The 18,443-nt window shown below is 61.2% G+C and carries 18 protein-coding genes; 7 read left to right on the top strand and 11 right to left on the bottom strand.

All coding sequences use genetic code 11. The features are described from left to right. Positions 1-64: 64 nt before the first annotated feature. Positions 65-376, top strand: coding sequence for an ATP-dependent Clp protease adapter ClpS (gene clpS, locus RL_RS17900; protein ID WP_011652953.1), 312 nt, complete (start codon positions 65-67; stop codon positions 374-376). Positions 377-407: 31 nt separating this feature from the next. On the opposite strand, the gene RL_RS17895 is transcribed toward clpS, so the two are convergent. The 5 genes from RL_RS17895 to RL_RS17875 all read right to left on the bottom strand — a co-directional run bounded on the left by RL_RS17895 (position 408) and on the right by RL_RS17875 (position 5,671). Then, complete coding sequence (locus tag RL_RS17895) at positions 408-869, bottom strand: GNAT family N-acetyltransferase (RefSeq protein WP_011652952.1); 462 nt, start codon at positions 867-869, stop codon at positions 408-410. Beyond that, positions 866-1,597 (bottom strand): aminoacyl-tRNA hydrolase, encoded by a 732-nt coding sequence (gene pth, locus RL_RS17890; RefSeq protein ID WP_011652951.1) that lies wholly within the window; start codon positions 1,595-1,597, stop codon positions 866-868. Before pth ends, RL_RS17895 begins: the two co-directional genes overlap by 4 nt. 190 nt (positions 1,598-1,787) lie before the next feature. Continuing rightward, positions 1,788-2,501, bottom strand: coding sequence for a substrate-binding periplasmic protein (locus RL_RS17885; RefSeq protein ID WP_028740737.1), 714 nt, complete (start codon positions 2,499-2,501; stop codon positions 1,788-1,790). A gap of 25 nt (positions 2,502-2,526) precedes the next feature. Beyond that, complete coding sequence (locus RL_RS17880; RefSeq protein ID WP_011652949.1) at positions 2,527-4,878, bottom strand: EAL domain-containing protein; 2,352 nt, start codon at positions 4,876-4,878, stop codon at positions 2,527-2,529. 184 nt (positions 4,879-5,062) lie between these two features. Beyond that, entirely contained in the window at positions 5,063-5,671 is a 609-nt protein-coding gene (locus RL_RS17875) for a 50S ribosomal protein L25/general stress protein Ctc (RefSeq protein ID WP_003561325.1), read from the bottom strand. A 296-nt stretch (positions 5,672-5,967) separates the two neighbouring features. Here RL_RS17875 and RL_RS17870 point away from each other — a divergent pair, with 296 nt between their 5' ends. Both RL_RS17870 and RL_RS17865 read left to right on the top strand, forming a co-directional pair. Further along, positions 5,968-8,052 carry a putative bifunctional diguanylate cyclase/phosphodiesterase gene (locus RL_RS17870; RefSeq protein ID WP_011652948.1) on the top strand — a complete coding sequence of 695 codons (2,085 nt, stop codon included), beginning with the start codon at positions 5,968-5,970 and terminating at the stop codon, positions 8,050-8,052. Between the two features lie 102 nt (positions 8,053-8,154). After that, a complete protein-coding gene (locus RL_RS17865; protein ID WP_041936409.1) occupies positions 8,155-9,705 on the top strand; it encodes a hypothetical protein in 1,551 nt (516 codons plus the stop codon). A 220-nt stretch (positions 9,706-9,925) separates the two neighbouring features. Here RL_RS17865 and RL_RS17860 read toward each other — a convergent pair whose 3' ends face one another. From RL_RS17860 to lgt, 6 genes are all read right to left on the bottom strand, one after another. Continuing rightward, positions 9,926-10,858 carry a ribose-phosphate pyrophosphokinase gene (locus RL_RS17860; RefSeq protein WP_011652946.1) on the bottom strand — a complete coding sequence of 311 codons (933 nt, stop codon included), beginning with the start codon at positions 10,856-10,858 and terminating at the stop codon, positions 9,926-9,928. Between the two features lie 105 nt (positions 10,859-10,963). Further along, positions 10,964-11,785, bottom strand: a complete 822-nt coding sequence (locus RL_RS17855) for a hypothetical protein (RefSeq protein ID WP_011652945.1) — start codon at positions 11,783-11,785, stop codon at positions 10,964-10,966. A 91-nt stretch (positions 11,786-11,876) separates the two neighbouring features. Beyond that, positions 11,877-13,028 carry a M24 family metallopeptidase gene (locus tag RL_RS17850; RefSeq protein ID WP_011652944.1) on the bottom strand — a complete coding sequence of 384 codons (1,152 nt, stop codon included), beginning with the start codon at positions 13,026-13,028 and terminating at the stop codon, positions 11,877-11,879. Positions 13,029-13,033: 5 nt separating this feature from the next. Continuing rightward, positions 13,034-13,828, bottom strand: a complete 795-nt coding sequence (pgeF, locus tag RL_RS17845) for a peptidoglycan editing factor PgeF (RefSeq protein ID WP_011652943.1) — start codon at positions 13,826-13,828, stop codon at positions 13,034-13,036. A 111-nt stretch (positions 13,829-13,939) separates the two neighbouring features. Further along, entirely contained in the window at positions 13,940-15,040 is a 1,101-nt protein-coding gene (locus RL_RS17840) for a class I SAM-dependent methyltransferase (RefSeq protein ID WP_011652942.1), read from the bottom strand. A gap of 18 nt (positions 15,041-15,058) precedes the next feature. After that, a complete protein-coding gene (gene lgt, locus RL_RS17835) occupies positions 15,059-15,907 on the bottom strand; it encodes a prolipoprotein diacylglyceryl transferase (RefSeq protein ID WP_028740733.1) in 849 nt (282 codons plus the stop codon). 201 nt (positions 15,908-16,108) lie between these two features. Between lgt and RL_RS17830 the strand changes: the two genes are divergently transcribed. From RL_RS17830 to RL_RS17815, 4 genes are all read left to right on the top strand, one after another. Further along, a complete protein-coding gene (locus RL_RS17830) occupies positions 16,109-16,369 on the top strand; it encodes an accessory factor UbiK family protein (protein ID WP_028740732.1) in 261 nt (86 codons plus the stop codon). 389 nt (positions 16,370-16,758) lie between these two features. Further along, positions 16,759-17,259: a YbjN domain-containing protein gene (locus tag RL_RS17825; RefSeq protein ID WP_011652939.1), complete on the top strand. Its 501-nt coding sequence runs from the start codon at positions 16,759-16,761 to the stop codon at positions 17,257-17,259. Position 17,260: 1 nt separating this feature from the next. Beyond that, positions 17,261-18,088 carry a pyrroline-5-carboxylate reductase gene (gene proC / locus RL_RS17820; protein ID WP_011652938.1) on the top strand — a complete coding sequence of 276 codons (828 nt, stop codon included), beginning with the start codon at positions 17,261-17,263 and terminating at the stop codon, positions 18,086-18,088. A gap of 10 nt (positions 18,089-18,098) precedes the next feature. Next, positions 18,099-18,440: a tRNA-binding protein gene (locus RL_RS17815; protein ID WP_011652937.1), complete on the top strand. Its 342-nt coding sequence runs from the start codon at positions 18,099-18,101 to the stop codon at positions 18,438-18,440. The last annotated feature ends 3 nt before the right edge of the window (positions 18,441-18,443 follow it).

Here is an 18,443-nt window from a genome sequence, read left to right as displayed (position 1 = left end):
GCAATATATTGGCGGCGGACATTTTCTCCGCCTTTTCCATGTCATCAACGGGTGGGTTTTTCCGATGAGTGACAATGACATTGCCCTGAAACCGAAGGCCAAAGTGAAGCTCAAGCTGGACAAGCCGAAGCTCTACAAGGTCATTCTCGTCAATGACGATTATACGCCGCGCGAATTGGTGATCATGATCCTGAAGGCCGTCTTCCACATGAGCGAGGAGACCGGCTACCGGGTGATGATGACGGCGCATAAGCTCGGTTCCTGCGTGGTCGTGGTCTGCGTCAGGGACATCGCCGAGACCAAGGCCAAGGAAGGCATCGACCTTGCCAAGGGTATGGGCTTTCCGCTGATGTTCACCACCGAACCGGAGGAATAGGCGCTTTCCGAGGGCCGCCCCGAATATGGAGTCAGGGCCGCCTGATCTGATAGCCGGTCTTGTCCTGCACGAAACCGCAATTCTCATAGAAGCGCAACGTTGCCGGATTCTTGGAGCCGGTAAGCAGCATCACCTTGTAGCATCCGGCATTCCAGGCCTCGGCGACCGCGTGGCCGATGACGGCGCGGGCATAACCGCGCTTGCGATGATCGGCATGGGTGACGACGTTTTCGATGAGCGCATAGGGCGCGCCGTTCCGTGTCAGGTTCGGCACGACGACGCTTGTGACGGTGGCGACGGCGACCTCACCCGCAAAACCGATGAAGACGGTCATGCCGGGCTGGGCCAGGATGGCGGAAAAGCGTTCTTCGGCAATGGCCTCGTCAAGAACCGGATCGGTGGGGTTCAGGTGACGGTAAAGCGTCATGAGACCGGCGAGATCGCCGCGGGCAGCCGGGCGGATGATGACGTCTTGATCCGGCATCGGTCTCAATCGCCCTTTTTGCCGAACATCTTCTTCAACATGTCGGCCATCGGGCCAGTGGCAGGCAACTTCGGCTGATTGTGGTTGCGGGCCTGATGGATATGCGACTGGCTGGCCGGCTTCTTCCCGGCGTCCTTCATTTCCTTCGCCGGTTTCTCCTCCTCGGCCTTGCCGCCGAGCGCCAGCGCGATCTTGTTCATCAGCTGCGAATCTTCGTTTCGCACCAACATGTCGGCATTGTCGGCGAGCGTGTCGAGAAGCGGCTCCAGCCAGGCCTTGTCGGCCTTGGCGAAGTCGCCGAGCACATGGTTCTGCACCATGTCCTTGATGCCGGGATGGCCGATACCGAGGCGCAGCCGCCGGTATTCCCTGCCGCAATGGGCGTCGAGCGACTTGATGCCGTTGTGGCCGTTGTGGCCGCCACCGGTCTTCAGCCGCGCCTTGCCCTGGGGAAGGTCGAGCTCGTCGTAGATGGCCACGAGATCGGCCGGCTGGAGCTTGTAGAAACGCATCGCTTCGCCGACGGACTCGCCGGAAAGGTTCATGAAGGTCTGCGGCTTCATCAGCAGCACTTTCTCGCCGCCAACCTCGCCCTCGGCGATCTCGGCCCTGAACTTCTTCGACCAGGGCGAAAAGCCGTGGCGCCGATGGATGGCGTCGACGGCCATGAAGCCGATATTGTGGCGGTTGCCGGCGTATTTGCCGCCGGGATTGCCGAGACCCGCGATGATCAGCATGGCCTGTCTTTCCTCGCTAAAGCATGTCGCGCAAAGTGTGCAGCGGTTTTGCGACAACCACATGCGTAAAAACAAAGACCTAATGCGCGAGGAGCAAATCTGAAAGATCGCGGCGCGCTTTAGAACTTCCCGCCGTTCACCACCGCGAAATGAAAGCAAAGTCAAGCGGAAAGGGCAGTTGTCTTCGGAGTCATTCCGACAGGTTCATGCCGTATTTCAGGAAGATCTGCTTCTGGTCGCCATCGGCGATCAGTTTGTCGAGAGCAGCCTGCATCCTGGCGCGCAGATCGTCCGGAAAGTTCTTCTCGCAGGCGATGCCCATTGGCTGGGCGGAAAGCACGGTCACCATTTCCACCGGCTGGTCGGCCTTCAGCTTTTCGAAATAGAGTTCGGAGATCGGCATCATGTCGATGCGCCCGCCAAGCAGCTTGCGCAGCGTCGCATTGAAGTCGCTGGCGACATCGAGCTTGGTGAACCCCTTCTCCTTCAGGATCGTCTCGGTGTAATCCTCGCGCTGCGTGCCGACCGTATACTTCTTCGCCTCGTCCAGGTTGCCGGCGGTGACGCCCGAGCCCTTGCGGGTGATCAGGATGTTGCGGTCGATAAGCAGCGGCTCGACCCATTTGAACAACGGGTCGCGTGCGCCGTTGTGGGCGGTCGCAAAGACACAAGTCATTGGCGCCGTGCGGGCAAGGCTAAAGGCGCGCGCCCAGGGCATGATCTCGATCGTGTAGTCGACGCCGATCGCGGCCATCACCTTTTCGACCTGCTCGACGGTCGCGCCCTTGATCTCCTTGCCTTCGCGATAGTTGAAGGGGGCATAGTCCTCGGTCGTGAACGTCACCGTTTGCGCATGGGCGGTGCAGGGCAGCGCCAGGCATGCGAGAAGCAGGAGCTTTTTCATCCGTATCATCTCCTTGGTTCTTCGTTCACGAGGCGCGTGCGACGGCCGATTGCGAGGCCGTCAGTTCCTCGATCAGCGTGGCGGCGTGCTGCGGACGATGGAAGAGATAGCCCTGGCCATAGTCAAGCCCCATCTGATGGAGCGTGCGGCATTCCTCTTCGGTCTCGATACCCTCGGCAATGACGGTGCAGTTCATCTTGTGGGAAAGCGTGGTGATGCCTTCGATCAGCATGCGGCTCTTCTGGCGCACGTCGTCGTCGCCGTCGTTGATCGCGCGGGTGAAGGACTGGTCGATCTTGATGATGTCGACGGGGAAGCGGTTGAGGTAGCTCAGCGACGAATAGCCCGTGCCGAAATCGTCAAGCGCGATGCGGCAGCCGAAGCGACGAAGTTCCGTGACGATCAAGCGGATCTGTGGGTTGTCGTGCATCAGCACGGCTTCGGTGATCTCGACGACGATGCGCTCGGGCCGGATGCCGTGGCGGCCGACGATGGCGGCAAGACGGGCCGGCAGCGCCGGCTCGAACTGCAGCGGCGAGAAGTTGATGGCGAGATAGGTATCCTGCATGCCTGGTATGCGGGAAATCTTCGCGAGGTTGGCGATCGCCTTTTCCATGATGACGTTGCCGACGCGGACGATCTTTGCCGTTTCCTCGGCGACGCTGATGATCTCGGCCGGCGGCATCATGCCCTTGTGCGGATGGTTGAGGCGCATCAGCGCCTCGAAACCGGCAATGCCGCGGCCGTTCAGGGTGACGATCGGCTGCAGGAAGGCTTCGAACCAGTTGTCGACGAGGCCGGCTTCGATATTGGCCTCGATTTCGGCGCGGCTGCGAGCGCGGTCGAGCATGGCATTGTCGAAGAGCTGGGCGCCGTTCTTGCCGTCGCGTTTCTTGGCATACATCGCCATGTCGGATTTTTGCAGCAGCTCGGCCGCGGTTTCGGCATGATGCGGATAGATGGCGATGCCGACGGAAGCGCTCAGATGCATGTCGGGGGTGAATGGCGTGTCGAAGATGGAGGCGATCTGCTCGCACATCACCTTGGCGCGGTTTTCGGCGTCCTTGGCCGGCAGCAGGATGGCAAATTCGTCACCACCGAGACGGGCCGCCTCGTCGGAGGGGGCAAGATGGGTCTTCAGGCGCTCGACGAGCTCGACCAGTGCCATGTCACCGGCGGCATGGCCCATATTGTCGTTGATCCACTTGAAACGGTCGAGATCGACGAAGAGACAGGCGAGTTCCTGGCCGGCGGCATCGGCGGCGGCAATCTTGTTGTCGAGGACGGCTTCGAAGCCCTGGCGATTGAGAAGCCCGGTCAAGTGATCGGTGATTGCCTGGCGGTGGTTGCGGTCCTCGGAGGCCTTGAGTTCGGTCACATCGGTCATGACCGATAGCGAGAGGCGGTCTTGAGCGCCAGCTCCCGCCTCCGATTCCATGATGAGGACGTCCATGGAGCGGCCGTCCAGGCAAACGAACTTGACGGTGACGGTCATGCCGCTTTCGGCCTGGCGGCGCTTGACGAATTTGTCGCGGGTCGCAGGGGTGACGAGATTGGCGAAGTTTCGGCCGATGACGGCGGCGCGATTATAACCTGTGGCAAGCAGCCAATAATCGCTGACGGCGGTGATGCGGTCTTCCTCGTCGAGCGAGAAGAGCATGGCGGGCGTCAGATTGTAGATGTCGGTGGCGCGGCGATGTGCGAACTTCAGCTCCTTTTCCTCGCTTTCGAGCTTGGTCTGCATCTCGTTGAAGCTATAGGCAAGCCGTCCCATTTCGTCGTTCGACTGCCAGTCGACATGATGGCGGGAGCCTAGCTGGCGGGTGGCCTCGATTGCCGCCGTCAGCCGCATCAGCGGCTGGATGACGAAGAAGCGGTTGCCGATCAGCGCCGTGCCGAAAACGGTCAGCACCGCGAAGATGAAGATCGAGATGAAGACGACCTCTTCCTGCTTCAGGCCGGAAAACAGGCCGAGCTCAGGATAATAGACGCTGATGCTGCCGAGGTTCTTCGGACCGTCGACGGTGTTGTAGATGATGGCGCGCGACACCTGCACGAGCTTGCCGTCGAAGGAGCGCGGAATGGTGGACTGGCTGACGTCGAGTTGGCCTGACTGGTCACGCACTTCGACCTTGACGATGGCGCCTTGGGAAACGACCGTCGCGCTGATCTGGGTGACGCTGTCCTCATCGAGGTCCCACAGGGGTTTGGCCAGCGCCTGCGCATTGGCGACAAGAAGAACGGAGATATGGTCGCGTATTTCCTTGTCGGCCCGCTCCGAGGAAAGAAAAAGGAAGAGAACAAAGAGGGGAGCGACAAAAACAAGCAGCGCTCCGCAGACTATCGCAAAAAATCTGTTCTCAACGGAATTGTTCATGGTTCCGTCTACTCCCCAGGCCGGCCATATTTGCTGTCGTGCGTTGAGGCGGGCTTCTTCGCAGCTGACGGAGCATGCTTTCACGAATTTGTTAAATGTTGCTGAAACGGGGCGTTTCCGGGCAATGAAAAGCCCGCTTTCCAGGGGAAAGCGGGCCATATGCTTTACAAATTGGTCGAAGCGATCAGGCTTCGGCTCCACCTTCCGCAGCAGTCTCGTCAATGCCGCCAGCCGGGGCAATGATGGTCGCGATCGTGAAGTCGCGGTCGATCACAGGAGTGACACCCTTCGGCAGGGTGACTTCCGCGATATGGATGCTGTCGCCGATCTTCTTGCCGCTGAGGTCAATGTTGAAGAATTCAGGGATCGCATCGGCCGGGCAATGAACTTCGACTTCATGGCGAACGATGTTCAGAACGCCACCGACCTTGAGGCCCGGGGACTTCTCTTCGTTGATGAAGTGAACGGGGATTTCAACGGTCACCTGGGTGTTGCCGGAGACGCGCAGGAAATCGACATGCATCGTGAAGTCACGGACCGGATCGAGCTGGTAGTCCTTCGGCAGAACCTTGTGCTTCTTGCCGTCGACGTCGATCGTCGCCACGGTGGTCATGAAACCACCGGCGTGAATGCGCTTCGTCACCTCATTGGTGTTGAGAGCGATGGCAATGGGGGCCTGCTTGTCACCATAGATGACAGCGGGAATCAAACCGTTGCGGCGAAGTTCACGGGCGGACCCCTTACCAACCCGTTCGCGCGCCTCGGCCTTGAGCTCGTAAGTTTCCTGGCTCATGGCTATTCCTTTCGAGGTTATTTGGAGAGTTCGGCGGCGGGCAAAAGCCTTGTTCCGACGAACCGGAGGCGGTATGACCCGACCTCATCCGCGTTGCCTCCAAGGGTGTCTACACGGACCGGTGGCCTATATTATAAGTCGATCGGAAACGCAAGTTGCGGATTTGGGTTGTTTTTTGCCCATATACACGCTTTCGCCAAGGTTTAACCATCGAAAACGAAATCGGCGGCGATTAATAAATCCTGCGTTTACCCGCCAATATAAGCAGGGCCGTCTCAATTTGCCGGTTGCCTCTCATGTTGCGCGTCCTTTCCTGCATCACCGTCGAACACAGCCTTCCGCATCTGATCTTCGCCACCGTTATTTGTGTGCTCGGATCGATGCTGTCGATGCGCCTCTTCACCCGGGTGCGCCGATCGCAGGGGCTGCAGAAAACCAACTGGCTGTTTCTCTCCGGTTTCGTTGGCGGCTCGACCATCTGGACGACGCATTTCATCGCCATGCTCGGTTACCAGACGCCGGTGGCGAACGGCTATGAGCCGACGCTGACGCTGCTGTCGCTGTTTGCCGCCGTCGCGACGACGATGATCGGCTTTGCCATCGCGTCAATCGCGCAGAAGAGCGCGCTTGTCGAGGCAGGCGGCGTGATCGTCGGCCTCGGCATCGCGGTCATGCACTATGTCGGGATCGCCGGTTACGAGATCGAAGGTCGTCTCGAATGGCAGGCCTCCTATGTCGTCGCCTCGCTGATCTTGGCCGGCTTGTTCGGCGCAGTCGCCACCAATCGCGTTGGCCGCCCGTTCACGCGTTTCTGCCGCCACGGGGCTGCCCTTTCGCTGATCCTTGCGATCGTGCTCACGCATTTCACCGGCATGGCGGGGCTGACGATCGTGCCGGATGCCACTGTTGCGGCACCCACCGAGATCATCTCGGACGGCATCATGACCGGTCTCGTCAGCGCCGTCATGATCATCATCCTGGCGCTGGGCGCCTCCACCTATATCATCGACATGCAGTCGACCCAGGCAGCCGTCGAGCGTTATCGCCATCTTTCGCTGCATGACCCGCTGACCAATCTTGCCAATCGCGCCGCCTTCAACGAGCATCTGTCGGCGTTGGTGAACAAGCCGAAGGACATGACGGCCAATATCGCCGTGCTTTCCTTCGACCTCGACCGTTTCAAGGAAATCAACGACGTTCACGGCCACGCCGCCGGCGATGCCGTGCTGCGCGCCGTCGCCGAGAGGCTGTCCGGGATCATGCAGAACGGCCAGTTCGTGGCGCGGGTCGGCGGCGACGAGTTCGTGGCCGTCATGTGCGATTATTTCGTCCGTTCGGACGCCAAGGGGCTGGCGCAACGCATGCTCGACGAGATCGCCCGGCCGATCGAATGGAACGGCCATGCGCTGACCGTCGGCTCCAGTATCGGTATCTCCACCTATCCCGGACAGGCGGACACTTTGGATGACCTGCTGTCGCAGGCCGATATCGCCATGTATCGGGCAAAATCGACAGCGACCAACAGCATATGCTTCTACGAGCCCTCGATGGACCAGGCAGCGCGCGAACGCAACGCCCTGGCGAGCGAAATGCGGGAGGGATTGGCGCGCGGCGAATTCGAGCTGTTCTACCAGCAGCAGAATGACACGGTGACGCGCGACATCGTTGGCCTGGAAGTGCTCCTGCGCTGGAGACATCCCGTGCGCGGCTATATCTCACCCGTCGAATTCATTCCGATCGCGGAGAAGACCGGCTTTATCATTGAGCTTGGTGAATGGGTGCTGCGGGCCGCTTGCGCGGAAGCGGCGACCTGGAAGAACCCGCTGCGCATCGCCGTCAACGTCGCGCCGCAGCAACTCGGCGACAACCGCCTACCGCAGATCGTGCATCAGATCCTGCTTGAGACCGGCCTGCCGGCGGCGCGACTCGAGATCGAGATCACCGAATCCGGCATCATCGCCGATCATCAACATGCGCTGCAGGCAATCCGTCGGCTGAAAGCGCTCGGCGTAAAGGTGGCGATGGACGATTACGGCACGGGTTATTCGTCACTGTCGACATTGCAGAGCTTCCCGTTCGACAAGATCAAGATCGACCGCGCCTTCGTCGACGGCGTCGTCACCAACAAGCAGTCTGCGGCAATCGTGCGTTCGACGCTGATTCTTGCGGCAAGCCTCGACATACCGGTGCTTGCTGAAGGCGTCGAAAACGAAGACCATATCGACTTCCTGCGACGGGAAGGCTGCCTGCAGGTGCAGGGCTTCCTGTTCGGAAAGCCGGGACCGCGCTCGGGCATCGAAGCGATTGTCAACGGCGAGGTGTCGGCCCTACAGCAGGAAACGGTTCTTGCGCCGGCCGTGAAGAAATCCGCGGCCGCGTGAGCGGCAAATTGCCATTCTCTGCCGCAGCTGAGGTTGACATCGGCGCGCTTCGCATCTTTGGATGGCCCGCATTCAAAAAAGCGGCTGAGGAGAAATCGGACTATGCGTCTCAAACTTGTCACGGCAACGAGCTTGCTGGCACTTTGCCTTGTCACCACGGCCCAGGGTGCCGAGATCAATCAGGATGGCGCCAATGCGGTCAAGGACACGCTGACGAAGCTGCTTCCAGAGGATCTGGCGAAGAGCGGCCTGATCACCGTCAATCCGGCGGGGGCGCGATACGAGATCATTTACGATCTGGCGAAGCTGCTTGCCAAAGCCGATCCGGCGACATTCGCGATCAACGGGCTGACGCCGTTCTCGATGTTCGCCACGCCGCTCGACAGTGGGCTCTGGAACATCGAGGGTGACAACAACCTCAACGTTTCCGGCCATTTCAAAGGCCCCGACCAGAAGCCGACGGATTTTTCCTATTCCATCGCTTCGCTTGTCTACACCGGCGTCTTCGATCCGGCGATCAGCTATCTGCGCTCCGGCACCTTCACCGGCAAGGACATCAAGGTCACCAGCAAGTCCGACACCGAGGAAGTCCATGCCAGCATCGCCGCGATCGACCAAAAGCTGAGTTCGACGGACAGCGCAGGCGGCAACGGGCGTATCGATTTTGCGGGCAGCGGCTCGATGTCCACTTTCGTCGAGCAGGTTTCCGGCCTGCAAATGCCGCCGGTTGAAATCCGTGCCGATTCGATCGATTTCGATGCAAAGGTGAACGGCCTGCCGGCCGAGCAAATCCGCGAGATCGTCCTTTTCGTTCTCGACCATCTCGAGGAGAAGGAACTAAGCCCGGAGAATAGCGACAAGATAAAGGGAATGCTCAAGCAAGCCTTCCCGATTCTTGCCTCGTTCAGCGAGACGATCGGGGTCTATAATCTGACCATCAGCAGCCAGATGGGCAATGGCGGCGTCAAGGCATTCGGTTACAATGTGGCTGTCGACGGGCCGAGCGACGCCATGCGTTTCGGCTTCGGCATCAATGCGCAGGATATTAGCCTCGACAGCCCGCTGATGCCGGCAAGCTATTCTACTTTCGTGCCGACCAGCTTCGAGCTGCAACTCGCCATGCCGAATCTGGATTTCGCAACCTTCGGCGAAGCCCTTATGGCGATGGATTTCAATGACAAGGCGCCGGAGACGAGCGGCGAGGAGATGAGCAAGAAGCTCTTCCCTGATGGTCGTCTCACCGTCGAGTTTCCGAAGGTCAGCGCCAAATCCGATGTCTACGACCTCGATATGACCGGCAAGATCGAGGGGCGGGTCGACACCGAAAAGGACTATTCGATGGAGGCGACGATCCTTGCCCGCGATCTCGACAAGACGATTGCCGCGGTTCAGGAGCTTGCCAAGACGGATCCCGATCTCAACCAGGTCTCCTTCGGCATCATGATGGTGAAGGGTTTCGCCAAGACCGATGCAGATGGCCGCTCGCGCTGGGACATCAGCGTCAGCCGCGACGGCGCGATCGCCGTCAACGGGCAGGTGGTCAAGGGGCCGGATGGTCCGGATCAGGATCAAGATCAGGGGCTGGAGCCAGACCAGGAGCAGGAACCGGATCAGGGTCAGGAGGCGGTACCTGCGCCGCCGCAGCAGCCTTGAGCGTTATCAATTGGGATCGAAATGAGAGGTAGCCGGCCCTGTGCCGGCTTTTTTGCGCCCAACGATCGCAACGGCGGTTTATTCTCGGCTTTCGTTGTCACCGAACGCGGCTCGGCGACAATCAACGGCCAGCAATTCATGCGGCTCGGAGAGCATGCCCGGTAATAGCTTGGTCCATCTGATGCAGAAATTGAAAGAGCCGGTCGAATGCCGGCTCTCTTTAATCGAACAGGCTGGAGACGGACTCTTCCTGAGCCGTTCGGCTGATGGCTTCGCCGATCAGAGGGGCCGTGGTCACGATGCGGATATTGTGCGCAGAGAGAACCGCCGTGGTCGGCTGGATCGAATCCGTGATGACGAGTTCGCGAAGCTTCGAGGAAGTGACGCGGGTGACTGCGCCGCCCGAGAGAACGCCATGGGTGATATAGGCGGTGACGCTGGATGCGCCCTTGGCCAGCATCGCGTCGGCTGCGTTGCAGAGCGTGCCGCCGGAATCAACTATGTCGTCGATCAGCAGGCAGTCCTTGCCGGTGATGTCGCCGATGATGTTCATGACTTCGGATTCACCCGGCCGCTCGCGACGCTTGTCGACGATGGCCAGAAGACAGTCCAGCCGCTTGGCAAGCGCGCGGGCGCGAACCACACCACCGACGTCGGGCGAGACGACCACGACGTTGCTGAGGTCATAATGGCTCTTGATGTCGCGCGTCAGCACGGGCATGGCGAAGAGATTGTCGGTCGGGATATCGAAGAAGCCTTGGATCTGCCCGGCATGGAGATCGAGCGTCATGACACGGTCGGCGCCGGCTTCGGTAATCAGGTTTGCGACCAGCTTGGCGGAGATCGGCGTGCGGCCTGAAGCACGGCGGTCCTGACGCGCATAGCCGAAATAGGGAAGGACGGCGGTGATGCGGCGGGCTGACGAACGACGCATGGCGTCGATCATGATCAGCAGTTCCATCAGGTGGTCGTTTGCGGGAAAAGCGGTGGGCTGTACAAGGAAAACGTCCTCGCCGCGCACATTTTCCTGGATTTCCACGAAGATTTCCTGATCGGCAAACCTTCGAACACTGGCTTTCCCCAAGGGAACATTGAGATAGTTGCAGATCGCTTCGGCGAGTTGCCGGTTCGAATTGCCCGCGAAAACCTTCATTTTGGTCCGCCTGTTACGCGCTGATAGCCGCGCTTTTTAGTCAGCTTCCCCGTGAATGCAAGGGCAAAGGCGCCACAGGCTTCCATATTTGCAAAAAGTTTGTGACTAACCGCCCTGAGCCTGCCGCCAGGAAGAGAATTCCGCGATGGTTTTCGAGGCGATCTGCTGCATCACCGAGGCCGGAACGCCCGCCCAGGGATCGGCCGCGGCCGTCGGCACGCTTTCCTGTCCCTGGATGCGGTGCAGGCGGCCGCCGCCGCTGTCGAGAATGTCCCAGACATAGACCACGGTGACCTTGCCATCGTCGCTGAAGGCGGAGAGGTAGCCCTTGAGGATGTAGTCGCTGCTCGCGTCGTTCGAACTCTTGATGGAAAGGCCGTGTGCGCGCGCCTCGGCGCCGAGCTGGCGCGAGAGCGGTGTCACGGCCTGCACCGGCGCGCCGATGATCGGCAGGAAGCGCACGGTATTACCGCGGGCGGAGGAGGAACTGGGGGGGAGGGCGGCGGTCTGCTGCGGCTGTTGCGCCTCGGCCGGCGGAGCCGGCTGTTCGGCAAGCTCACCACTGGCGGCCGGCGGGGGCAGCGATTGTCCGTCGATCGGGGCAGAGGCGGCCGGTGAGGAGCCGCTTCTCGACAGGGCGTCTGCCTGTTCCTGCATCGTCGTCGGCGCAGCGCCGGTGCCGGGCCGATAGGCCCGCTGCGACTGATCATAGGCTGGATGGTAGCCGCCCTGCTGCGAGCTTCCCGAGAAACTCGGTTGGCGGGTGCCTGCCAAGCGCTCGGCTTCGCTCTGCGTCACCGGGCTCGACGGGGCGTCCCCGGAGGAATTGCCGATATCGACCTGCGGTGTCAGCGCATCGGTCGTGTTGCAGGCTGTCAGTAGAGCCATGACGAACAGGAGCGTGGGCACAATCGCAGCTCGCGTCATCCCTTGGTCCGTCCTTCCCGCAATCGCAATCAGCCCCACCCGAATTTATGCGGGTGGGGACGGTCGTCTGTCAATTCCGGATTCTCACCGGTCAGAGCCCGATGAAATCGAGTGGATGGCGGGATAGCGCGCGCGGCGCATCCGCTGTCGTCAGATAGGTCTGGCCGAGCGTCATCGCCGTGCCCGTATCGGAATCGGCGATGATCATGTGCACGAAGAGCGACATGTTCGGTTCGATCGGCTGCGGATTGCCGACATGGAACATCTGATGCTCCATCCAGGAGGGGGAGAAGCGGGCGCCGAGCGAATAACCGCAGGCATTCAGCCGGTGGCGAGCAAGGCCGCGCTCGTCGATGATCCTGGCATGCATGTCGAAGACATCGCCAAAGGTCTGGCCGGGCTTGAGGACGGTCTCGATCGCCTCGATGGTTTCACGGCAGGCGTTGTAAAGCTCGCGGTGGCGATGCGTCGGCTCCCCGATGACGATCGTGCGCATCATGGCGGCATGATAATGCGCATAGGCGCCGGCCCATTCGAGCGTCAGCTGGTCGTTGGCGTCGAGCTTGCGGCGGCCGGCCTTGTAGCGGCAAAGCAAGGCGTCGGCGCCGGAGCCGATGATGAACTCGTTGGCGGGGTAATCGCCGCCGCCGGAAAAGATCGCGCCCTGCATGGCGGCGAGGATATCGGCCTCGTCGGCGCCGGGTTTTGTCAGCCGGATCGCAGCATCGAGCGCATCGTCGGCGAGAACGGCGGCGCGCTCGACATAGGCGACCTCCGTCGGGCTCTTGATCAGGCGCAGGCGGCTGACGAGGTAGGAGGCGTCGACGATCTGGCCGAATGTGGTCAATTGCGCGTCGAGCAGCCGGGCGACGCGACCGGTCATGCCGTGCGTGTCATATTCGACGCCGATGCGGGCGCCGAGCAGGTCCATCTCGACGAGCAGGTTCTTCAGGTCGAGCGTCGGGTCGGCATTGACCCGGTCGACCCAGATATGGATGTCCTCGAGGATCGAGGTATGCCTGGCCTGGCGAAGATCGGCCGAGCGGGTGATCAGCGCCATGGTGCCGTCGCTCTTGACGACCAGCGTCTGGAAGAAGCAGTAGCCGAAGGTGTCGTAGCCGGTCAGCCAGTACATGCTTTCCTGCGCGAAGAGCAGCAAGGCGTCGAGCTTTTCTTCCTTCATCTTCTCGGTGAGGCGCGCAAGCCGGCTGGCGAATTCGGCCTTTTCGAAATGCAGTGCCATTCTGCTCAAGTCTCCCTGATTGATATCGCGGAAATCTGGCGGCCGTAATCCGGCTCCTTGCGATGTGTCGTCCTGCGGTAGGAAAAGAAGCGCTCGTTGTCCGGATAAGTGCAGAGGCCAAGGCTTTCGGCACGCACGCCGGCTTTGGTCAACCGGTCGACCGTCAGCCCCGGCAGGTCGAACATGGCGTGGCCGGGCGCAGTGGAAGGCACGAAAAAGCGCTCGTCCTCCGGGTTTTCGGCGATGAAACGATCGACGAACTCAGGGCCGACCTCATAACTTGCCTGGCTAATCGAGGGGCCGAGGCAAGCGACGATGCGAGCCCTGTCCGCACCGAGCGCCTCCATGGAGGCGATGGTGTTTTCGAGCACGCCCGTCAGCGCGCCCTTCCAGCCGGCGTGGGCGGCGCCGATGACGCGATTGTCGGGGTCGGCAAACAGGATGGGTCCGCAATCGGCGGCGAGCACGCCAAGCGCAATGCCAGGGGTGCGGGTGACCATCGCATCGGCGTCGGGGCGGGCGCCGTCGTAATCCGCGCCAATCGTCACGACGTCGGGGGAATGGACCTGATGCACGGTTGCCAGCCGCTCGGCCGGCAAGCCGAACCAGGCGGCGACGCGACGGCGGTTTTCCAGGACCTTGTCGCGTTCGTCGCTGGAGCCGAGGCCGACATTGAGGCCGCGATACAGCCCTTCGGAAACGCCGCCGGCCCGAGTGAAATAACCGTGCCGGATCGTGGCGCCCGCCGCTTCGTTCAGCAGCGCGCTTTCGATCGGTGCGGGAGAGGCCGCGTCCTGCATCTGTGATTCCGGGGTTTTCGAGGGGTTTGTTATTATCCCAAGCGCATCGCATATGCGGCGCGCTTCAAGTTCTTGTTTCGGGCGGATGTTGAACCAGCCGCGTGCGCCCTGTCAATCCACCGGACGAAAGGGCATGAGATCGAGGGCGGGATAGGAGACCGCCATCACCTTGAAGAGTTCGCCCATCCGGCCTTCACCGGCGCCGGCTAGCCTTTCGACTGCCGCCTGGATGAGATGCTGGGTTTGCGGCTCGCGATCGCGGCCGAGGACGGTTGCGCGCTCGAGGATGCCGAGGCCGGTCAGAAAGTCACCCTGGTGCAGGGCGCCGTTCAGATGCAATCCGGCCGCAAGCGCCGTTTCGGCGAGCTGCTGGAAGTCGACATGGCTCGTCAGATCGGCTTCGCCTGGATGGGCGAGCGGCGGATCAAATTCATGCATGCGCACCGCCTGCAGCGTATCGCCGAAGCCGGTGACGAGATGGCCGTAGTCGATCGTAAGCGCCGTGCCGCCGAAGGCGCGCAGCCGCTCGCAAATCGCTATCATCACCGCCTGGCGGGCAGGCGAGATCTCGAAGAGGGTGCCGACCGGTACGTTCTGCACCGGTTCTGGCAGCACGGCGGGATCAAGGCCGGCGACGCCGGCGGCGAATGTCAGCTCGCCATCGGCGTCGATGCCGACCATGCGCTCACGGAAACCCGTCGGCATGCGGACGAACTGGCGGATCGGGATGGCGTCGAACAACTCATTGGCGGCAATCAGCGTGAAGCCGGGCGGTACTTCGTCGAAGCCATCGTGCCAGGTGATCTTCTCGCCGTAAGGCTCGAGCGTCTGGCTCTGGACGTCGCGCAGGCGCTCGCTGGTTTCGACGAGATGCACGGTCATGGCGTCGAAAAGCGGTGGAGCGATGCGGGAGATGACTCGCAGCATGTCGGATATCATGGTGCCGCGGCCGGGGCCGATCTCGACGAGGCGGACGTCAGTCGGTGTCCCATGGCGCTGCCACGCATGGACGATGAACACGCCGATCATCTCGCCGAAGATCTGGCTGACCTCCGGCGCGGTGACGAAATCACCGGAACGGCCGAAGGGCTCGCGGGTGCGGTAATAGCCGTGTTCGGGGTCTGCGAGGCAGAGCGAGAAATAATCGGTGACGCTGATCGGGCCGTTGGCCTGGATAATCGCCTTGATCTTTTCGCCTAGAGCGGTGGTCATGTCGCGCGTCCTGCCGTTTCAGAGCTGCAGCGCAGCCTGGCGGCGGGCCCGCAGCATCGCCCAGAGGCCAAGCAGGATCATCGGGGAGGAGAGCACCATGCCCATGGTCAGCCAGTTCGTGCCGAGGAGGTAACCGAGCTGGGCATCAGGCTCGCGGAAGAATTCAACGAAGATGCGCGACAGCGCATAACCGCAGACGAAGACGCCTGTAATGAAGCCGGGGCTTTTCAGCGCGCGCATGCCATAGACGAAGGCGGCCAGCACCAGGAGCAGAACGATGCCTTCGAGGCCGGCTTCGTAAAGCTGGCTCGGATGGCGGGCGAAGGGACCGCCGGTCGGGAAGGCCACGGCCCAGGGCACGTCGGTCAACCGGCCCCAGAGCTCGCCATTGATGAAATTGGCGATGCGGCCGAAGAACAGACCGAAGGGAACGACGGCGGCGACAATGTCGAACAGGCTCCAGACCGGAATGGCGTTGCGGCGGGCAAAGAGGATCATGGCGATCGTCGTGCCGGTCAGGCCGCCGTGGAAGGACATGCCGCCGTTCCAGATCTCGAGCGCACGGACGGGAGTGCGCAGGACGGCGGGGAGATCATAGAAGAAAATATAGCCGAGACGACCGCCGAGGACGACGCCAAGTGCTGCCCAGACGATAAAATCATCGAGCTGCGTCTTTGATATCGGCGAGACGTTGCCGGGCCAGAGACTGTCATTGGCTGCGATGCGACGCGCATAGGCCCAGCCGAGCAGGATCCCGGCGACATAGGCGAGACCGTACCAATGAATCGCCAGCGGACCGATCGAAAAGGCGATCGGATCGATATCCGGCAAAGGCATAATGGCAAGGAGATCGGCTGCTGTCGGCAAGGTTTTCCACCTGTTGAGTTGCGCGGAACATGCCGCCGCGATCCCGGACGGTCAAGTCCATTGTTCGTGATGGCCCGTTACCGGCCGGTTCCGGCAAGCTTATCCCGTGTAAAGCGCTTGCATCGTCGATGGCGAAGCCCTACCTCAATCCTCGAGGCCCTGAAGGGCTGAATTCACCTCATGCGAAGGGAGAAAAACGCCATGACGACCGGAACGAACCGCATCATGGACGAATTCGCCAAGCTGATGACCGATGCGGCCGGTGCCGCCCAGGGCGTCCGCAAGGAGATCGAAACCGCCTTCAACGCCCAGGCCGAGCGTTGGCTGAACAGCATGGACATCGTCAAGCGCGAGGAGTTCGAGGCCGTGCGCGAGATGGCGGTCAAGGCACGCGACGAGAACGAGGCGCTTGCCGCCCGCATAGCAGCACTCGAGGCGAAGCTTGCCGGCGAGGGCGCTTAAGTCCCGATACGACACAGATGCGGCGTTGCCTTCATGCCACACGCCGCATCTTCCTTAAAAAAACCAGGTGAGTTTTCCACCTGTGGACACTGCCAAAAAAGCCAATTCGCAGAGTCGCTTATTCTCCCTTCTGAATTGAATTTCGAAGAGCCTTTCCACAGTGGCCGGTCCTATTTTCCCTTCAGGGGGCTGGCAGGGGCCAGGGGGCGCTATACACTGATTTTAAATGATGATTCGAAGCGACTTGGTAAGCTCCGGGCAGGTTATCTGCGTTAAGTCTGGCAGCGGTTCAACGATCATCCGAGTGGTGGTTCCGGTATTTTGCGTGTGTCTTTCTTGTGTTCGTACACCAAGTTAGGTCGCATTCGTTCCGGTCAAGAAGGTGCTGCATGAACCTGATAGAATTGGAAGTCGAGCGTCAGTCGAACCCGGTCGATATGATCGAGTACGTTGCCTCCAACAACGACTGGTCGTTCGAACGGTCCGGCGAGGACGAGATCGCGATGACGGTCGAGGGGCGCTGGACGGACTACCACGTCTCCTTCTCCTGGATGGAGGAATTCGAGGCGCTGCATCTTGGCTGCGCCTTCGATATCAAAGTTCCCGACATCAGGGTCAACGAGGTGGTCAAGCTGCTCTCGGCGATCAACGGGCAGGTGCTGATGGGTCATTTCGACCTCTGGCGCCAGGAAGATGTCGTCATTTTCCGCCAATCGCTGCTGCTTGCCGGCGGCGCGGAGCCCACCAATCGCCAGGTGGAGGTGCTGCTTTCCAGCGCGCTCGACACCTGCGAAGCCTATTTTCAGGCATTCCAGTTCGTTGTCTGGTCCGGCATGGAAGCGACGAAGGCGATGGAAGCCGTGCTGTTTGAAACGGTCGGCGAGGCATAAGATGCCGACGAAGGCTTTCTCCTCGACACATCCCGTCGTTCTGATCGGTGCCGGAAACATGGGCGGGGCGATGCTCTCCGGCTGGCTGAAAAGCGGCGTTCCGGGCTCGGCCGTCATCGTTGTCGATCCAGGCCCGTCGCCGGCGATGCTTTCGACGATCAACGAGGCCGGCGCCACCCATCTGACCGCGCTTCCTAAGGATTTGAAGGCAAGCGTGCTGTTCCTGGCGGTCAAGCCGCAGGTGATGGAAACGGTGCTGCCGGCGGTGAAGAGCGCCGTCGGGCCGGACACGGTCGTCGTCTCGGTCGCGGCCGGAAAGACGCTCGGTTTCCTCGAGAAACATCTCGGCAAGGCCGCCATGGTGCGGGCCATGCCGAACACGCCAGCCATGGTCGGGCGCGGTGTCACCGGCGCTTTTGCGAATTCAGGGGTCAGCGATCCGCAGCGCGAACGCGTCCATTCCCTTCTGCGCGTCTCGGGGCCGGTCGAATGGGTGCCGGCGGAAGCCGATATCGATGCCGTGACGGCGCTTTCGGGCAGCGGTCCGGCCTATGTATTCTATCTCGTCGAATGTATGGCGGAGGCAGGCCGTAAACTCGGCCTGCAGGCGGACCTCGCCATGCGTCTTGCGCGGGAAACAGTCGCGGGGGCTGGTGAACTCATGCACCAGTCCCCCGACGACGCTTCGCGGCTGCGGGAGAATGTGACCTCTCCCGGCGGCACCACGGCGGCGGCGCTCGCCGTGCTGATGGCCGAAGACGGCATGCAGCCCTTGTTCGACGCAGCCCTTGCTGCGGCGCGCAAGCGGGCCGAGGAACTGGCTGGCTGACGGAGACCATATGGCCGAAGAGATCACCTACGCCGATTTCGAGCGTGTCGATATCCGCGTCGGCACGATCATTGAAGCCAGTCCCTTTCCGGAGGCGCGCAAGCCGGCGTTCAAACTCCTGATCGATTTCGGTCCTGACATCGGCATCAAAAAGTCCTCAGCGCAGATCACCGTGCATTATACGCCGGAAAACCTGATCGGCCGGCAGGTGCTCGGCGTCGTCAATTTCCCGCCGCGCCAGATCGGGCCGTTCCGCTCGGAAGTGCTGACGCTGGGTTTCGAGGACGAGAATGGCGCGATCGTGCTTGCTGCGGTCGAACAGCCGGTGCCGAACGGCCGAAAGATGATGTGAGCG

Origin of the sequence: Rhizobium johnstonii 3841 (assembly GCF_000009265.1) — a bacterium.
In the GTDB taxonomy this organism is placed as follows: Bacteria; Pseudomonadota; Alphaproteobacteria; order Rhizobiales; family Rhizobiaceae; genus Rhizobium; species Rhizobium acaciae.
The sequence above is the reverse complement of the archived record's forward strand: the minus strand, read 5'-3'. Positions and strand labels throughout refer to the sequence as shown.

Bases quoted from the DNA above. Each gene is read 5' to 3' on its own strand.
- RL_RS17885 (WP_028740737.1), bottom strand. From the start codon at position 2,501: ATGAAAAAGCTCCTGCTTCTCGCATGCCTGGCGCTGCCCTGCACCGCC.
- clpS (WP_011652953.1), top strand. From the start codon at position 65: ATGAGTGACAATGACATTGCCCTGAAACCGAAGGCCAAAGTGAAGCTC.
- RL_RS17815 (WP_011652937.1), top strand. From the start codon at position 18,099: ATGGCCGAAGAGATCACCTACGCCGATTTCGAGCGTGTCGATATCCGC.
- pgeF (WP_011652943.1), bottom strand. From the start codon at position 13,828: ATGCAGGACGCGGCCTCTCCCGCACCGATCGAAAGCGCGCTGCTGAAC.
- proC (WP_011652938.1), top strand. From the start codon at position 17,261: ATGCCGACGAAGGCTTTCTCCTCGACACATCCCGTCGTTCTGATCGGT.
- RL_RS17865 (WP_041936409.1), top strand. From the start codon at position 8,155: ATGCGTCTCAAACTTGTCACGGCAACGAGCTTGCTGGCACTTTGCCTT.
- RL_RS17880 (WP_011652949.1), bottom strand. From the start codon at position 4,878: ATGAACAATTCCGTTGAGAACAGATTTTTTGCGATAGTCTGCGGAGCG.
- RL_RS17855 (WP_011652945.1), bottom strand. From the start codon at position 11,785: ATGACGCGAGCTGCGATTGTGCCCACGCTCCTGTTCGTCATGGCTCTA.
- RL_RS17875 (WP_003561325.1), bottom strand. From the start codon at position 5,671: ATGAGCCAGGAAACTTACGAGCTCAAGGCCGAGGCGCGCGAACGGGTT.
- RL_RS17825 (WP_011652939.1), top strand. From the start codon at position 16,759: ATGAACCTGATAGAATTGGAAGTCGAGCGTCAGTCGAACCCGGTCGAT.
- pth (WP_011652951.1), bottom strand. From the start codon at position 1,597: ATGCTGATCATCGCGGGTCTCGGCAATCCCGGCGGCAAATACGCCGGC.
- RL_RS17840 (WP_011652942.1), bottom strand. From the start codon at position 15,040: ATGACCACCGCTCTAGGCGAAAAGATCAAGGCGATTATCCAGGCCAAC.
- RL_RS17850 (WP_011652944.1), bottom strand. From the start codon at position 13,028: ATGGCACTGCATTTCGAAAAGGCCGAATTCGCCAGCCGGCTTGCGCGC.
- RL_RS17830 (WP_028740732.1), top strand. From the start codon at position 16,109: ATGACGACCGGAACGAACCGCATCATGGACGAATTCGCCAAGCTGATG.
- RL_RS17860 (WP_011652946.1), bottom strand. From the start codon at position 10,858: ATGAAGGTTTTCGCGGGCAATTCGAACCGGCAACTCGCCGAAGCGATC.
- RL_RS17870 (WP_011652948.1), top strand. From the start codon at position 5,968: ATGTTGCGCGTCCTTTCCTGCATCACCGTCGAACACAGCCTTCCGCAT.